This window comes from Marinobacter sp. UBA5687, from assembly GCF_002420325.1.
Lineage (GTDB): Bacteria > Pseudomonadota > Gammaproteobacteria > Pseudomonadales > Oleiphilaceae > Marinobacter > Marinobacter nauticus.
The window spans coordinates 1-4,171 of record NZ_DIHV01000014.1 but is presented as its reverse complement, the minus strand read 5'-3'; the positions used below and the strand labels follow the sequence as shown (position 1 = coordinate 4,171).

General features: G+C 58.3%; 5 protein-coding genes. All 5 read right to left on the bottom strand.

Annotated elements, in window-relative coordinates; all coding sequences use genetic code 11:
* Positions 1–88: 88 nt before the first annotated feature.
* Positions 89–1,441 (bottom strand): phosphomannomutase, encoded by a 1,353-nt coding sequence (locus tag B3Y70_RS01280; protein WP_273031247.1) that lies wholly within the window; start codon positions 1,439–1,441, stop codon positions 89–91.
* A 180-nt stretch (positions 1,442–1,621) separates the two neighbouring features.
* Positions 1,622–2,098 carry a bacterioferritin gene (bfr, locus tag B3Y70_RS01275; RefSeq protein WP_011784002.1) on the bottom strand — a complete coding sequence of 159 codons (477 nt, stop codon included), beginning with the start codon at positions 2,096–2,098 and terminating at the stop codon, positions 1,622–1,624.
* Between the two features lie 116 nt (positions 2,099–2,214).
* A complete protein-coding gene (locus tag B3Y70_RS01270; protein ID WP_011784001.1) occupies positions 2,215–2,421 on the bottom strand; it encodes a bacterioferritin-associated ferredoxin in 207 nt (68 codons plus the stop codon).
* Positions 2,422–2,520: 99 nt separating this feature from the next.
* Complete coding sequence (gene pepQ, locus B3Y70_RS01265) at positions 2,521–3,810, bottom strand: Xaa-Pro dipeptidase (RefSeq protein ID WP_273031249.1); 1,290 nt, start codon at positions 3,808–3,810, stop codon at positions 2,521–2,523.
* 1 nt (position 3,811) lies between these two features.
* The coding region (locus B3Y70_RS01260) for a LysR substrate-binding domain-containing protein (RefSeq protein WP_288589084.1) at positions 3,812–4,171 on the bottom strand (360 nt) is incomplete at its 5' end.

Sequence of the window (4,171 nt, the reverse complement as noted above, 5' to 3'; positions counted from 1 at the left end):
CGCTTGAGCTCCGCCATCCCTGGCTCCGCACAGTTTCCGGAGGCCCTCCACCCCACTTGTCCCCAAACTCAGTTCGGGGTTTCAGGGGTTAGGCGTTCAAACGCTCCATTTCCGCCAGCAGTTCTTCGGTTTTCGCTTCCATCAACGCTTTATCTCCGCGTGCTTCCACGTTTAAACGAACTACCGGTTCGGTGTTGGACATGCGCAGGTTGAAGCGCCAGTTGTCGAATTCCACGCTCAGGCCGTCGACATGGCTGACGGATTTCGCGCCCACGCCGTACTTGGCTTCGATGGCGGCGATGACTTTCGGGGGGTCGCTGATGGTGCGGTTGATTTCACCGCTGGCCGGGTAGGCTTCGATTCGGGCGTCGATCAGGGATGACAGGGTCTGGCCGCTCTGGCACAGGCGCTCGGCCACGAGCAGCCAGGGGATCATGCCGCTGTCGCAGTAGGCGAAGTCGCGGAAGTAGTGGTGGGCACTCATTTCGCCCCCATAGACGGCGTCTTCGTCGCGCATTCTCTGTTTGATGAAGGCGTGGCCAGTCTTGCTTTCGATGGCTTCGCCGCCAGCGGCTTCGACCAGATCCAGGGTGTTCCAGGTCAGGCGGGGATCGTGAATGACTTTGCCGCCACCGGTCTTGCGCAGGAACTGGTCCGCCAGCAGGCCGACGATGTAGTAGCCTTCGATGAAGCGGCCGGTTTCGTCGAAGAAGAAGCAGCGGTCGTAGTCGCCGTCCCAGGCAATGCCCATGGCGGCGCCATTCTGGAGTACGGCATCGGCAGTCGCGGAGCGGTTTTCCGGCAGGATCGGGTTGGGCACACCATTCGGGAAGTGACCATCGGCTTCGTGATGAACCTTGATGAAGTCGAACGGCAGATGCTGTTCCAGTTCGTCGATCACCAGGCCAGCACCACCGTTGCCGGCATTACAGACGATGGTCATGGGTTTCAGTGAGCCAGCATCAATATAGCCCAGCAGATGGTCGACGTACGCGCTCATTACTTCCAGGGTTTCGTATTTGCCCTGCTCTGCGGCGTCAAAGAACGGTTCCAGCACCCGGTCCCGGATGTCGTTCAGGCCGTTGTCCGAACTGATCGGCCGGGATTCCGGGCCCACCATTTTCATGCCGTTGTGGTCTTTGGGGTTGTGGCTGGCGGTGACCATGATGCCGCCGTCCATCTGGTAGTGACTGGTGGCAAAGTACACCTGTTCGGTGCCGCACAGGCCAATATCAAACACATCGGCGCCGGCCGCCATCAGGCCGGAGCTCAACGCGTCGGCGATTTCGGGGCTGGACAGCCGGATGTCGTAACCGACGATGACTTTTTTGGCGCCGGTGATTTCAACGTAGGCACGGCCGATTTTCTCAGCCAGGATTGGGTTTAGCTGGTCAGGTACTCGGCCACGCAGGTCGTAGGCTTTGAAGCAGGACAGGTCCATTTCAGTCTCCGGAGTGGTTTATTAACCGCGTTGGGCCAGCATATCTGGCCAATCTGGGCGACCATTCTACCTGTTTCGACAGACAATCGGGGAAGCACCCGGAAAAAGGCAGGGGGAACAGAGTGGAGAGAAAGCGCCACCGGCCCGCAGAATGAGCCGGTGTCCGGAACGCCGGGGAGTTTACTCAGCAGCTGCCGACTGCAGCTGGATATAGTTCTGGATGCCCATCTGGGAAATCATTTCGAGCTGGGTTTCGAGCCAGTCGATGTGCTCTTCCTCGCTGTCGAGGATGCTCCGGAACAGTTCACGGCTGGCAAAGTCCTGAACCTGCTCGCAGTAGATGATGGCTTCTTTCAGGTCTGTGTGCGCGGTGTGCTCAAGCTTGAGATCGCACTCGATCATTTCCTGAACATTCTCGCCAATCAGCAATTTGTTCAGATCCTGCAGATTTGGCAGGCCCTCAAGGAAGAGAATTCGCTCGATCAGCTGATCGGCGTGTTTCATTTCATCGATGGATTCTTCGTATTCTTTCGCCGCGAGCTTGGTGATACCCCAGTCTTTGTACATTCTCGAATGCAGGAAGTACTGGTTGATGGCCGTCAGCTCGTTGGCGAGGACCTTGTTCAGATGCTGGATGACTTTTTTGTCGCCTTTCATAACCGGATTCCTTGTGTCGCGAAAGCGTTAATTCACAAGGATAGTCGGTTTAACGGCAATAAAAAATCACGGATGGGAAAGAGGTGCAATTGCAATATGTGGACAGGCCCGCCCGCTCAGGCGGGTTGCGCCAGCATATTGGCGAGCGCCATATAATCCGGTGACCGGGACTCTTTCAGAATTTCCCGGGCAGTGCAGGCGCAACGACCGCACTGGCGACCGACGCCAAGTTCCTTGCCGAGCTGGCGCATGGAACTGACACCGCTTTCAGCGGCTTCGCGGATTTCTCTGTCTGTTACCCCGTAACACAGGCAAACGTACATAGGGCGCTCTCACTAACAGCACTAAAGTTAGTGATAATTATTGTTATTAACAAACAGGATTGCAACCCTTTTACAATCGGTTTTTGTAGTAAAAAGTGACTATTCGCATTCTCGAGTTAAGTTCCGGGCCCCGGACGCTGTGACCACCACATTATCTTCAATCCGGATTCCACCGCAGCTCTTCAGTTCATCAATCAGCGCCCGGTTCAGATACTGGGCTTCAGGCCCGTTCAGCAAAGGCTCCAACAACGATGGAATAAAATAGAGCCCCGGCTCGATGGTGACCACCATGCTGGCCTCCAGGGTACGGGTCAGTCGCAGGAACGGCGCATCTTCCGGGGACGGCGTCGGTTTGCCGGCGACATCGTGCACCTGAATGCCCAGAAAATGCCCGATACCATGGGGAAAAAACGCCCGGGTAATGCCCTGCTCCACCACGGCTTCATCCGGCAAACCGGATACCAGCCCCGAAGCTGATAGCAGGGCCGCAATGCCCAGGTGAGCCTTGCGGTGAATGTCCACGTAGTCCACGCCGGGCGACACCATCTCGCACAGCCGCAGCTGCAGCTTCTCCAGCCCGTGAACCAGCGCGGTGAATCTCGGCTCATCCGGCCCGGCGGTGGTGCGGGTTATATCCGAACAGTAGCCACGGTAGCGCACCCCGGCATCAATCAGCAGACTGCGGGGCCGGCGGGGAGGCTTCAGGTCGTAGTACTGGTAGTGCAGTGTGCCTGCATGTTCGTTCAATCCGATGATGCTGTGATAAGGCGCCTCCACTTCCCGCTGGCCGGTGGCCTGCTGGTAGGCGAGACTGATACCGAATTCGCTGTCGCCGGCCAGAAACGCCTCTCTGGCCGCCCTGTGACCAGCCAGGGCGATCCGGTTAGCGTGTGCCAGGCATTCAATTTCGTAAGGAGTTTTGTGCACGCGGGTTTCTTCCACGGCTGCCACCAGTACCGCCGGGTTATGATCTCCCGGCACGCCTTCCAGCACCAGCGGATCACCGATTATCGCCAGCCTCCCCGGGCTATCTAGCTCCGGGGCGCCAGCCTGCTGCCGGATGCGAACGTCTACAACCTTCAGCCAGGGCTCTTCAGCCATCACCGGGTTGGCGTGCCAGAAGTCCACCGGCTGGTATAGCCAGAGCACCGGTTTCTGGCCGGGCCGAACCAACAGCCAGCTGTGCTCCTGTCCGGCCAGGCCGGTCCAGTGCAGAAACGGGCCGAAGCCCTGAAATACATAGGCCTGATCATCCCGATACCGGTAGGGCGCCGCGCCCGAGGCAATCAGCAGGCTGTCATAACCGTGATCAGCCATGGCCCGTTCGTACCGGTTCTGCAGCTCACGGATGTGGGCAGGCTGCAGGTCGAGGATGTCGTGATTTGGCATATCAGGTTTCCAGTTGTTTCCAGAGATTCAGTATGTCGTCTGAGCGGGCGTCACTCAGGCGGATCAAACGTATTTCCAGCGGTACGTCCCAGCGCTCATCACCAGCCCGTACCAGGCGACCGAACTGTTCGCTTTTTTCCGTCATCCGCTTGGGCAGCCAGCCCATGCCGAAGCCCTGTTTGACCAGGGCCTTGATGCTCGCGGACTGGGTATTCTCGTTCAGTGGCAAAAGATTCGCCGGCAGCTTGCCGCGTTGCAGATGCCCGTCGATAGCCGACTGCAAAAAACCACGGCTGTGGTAGGCAATCAGAGGCACAGGCTGTTCATCGGTGCCCGGCAACCGGTAACGGGGCTCGCCCTG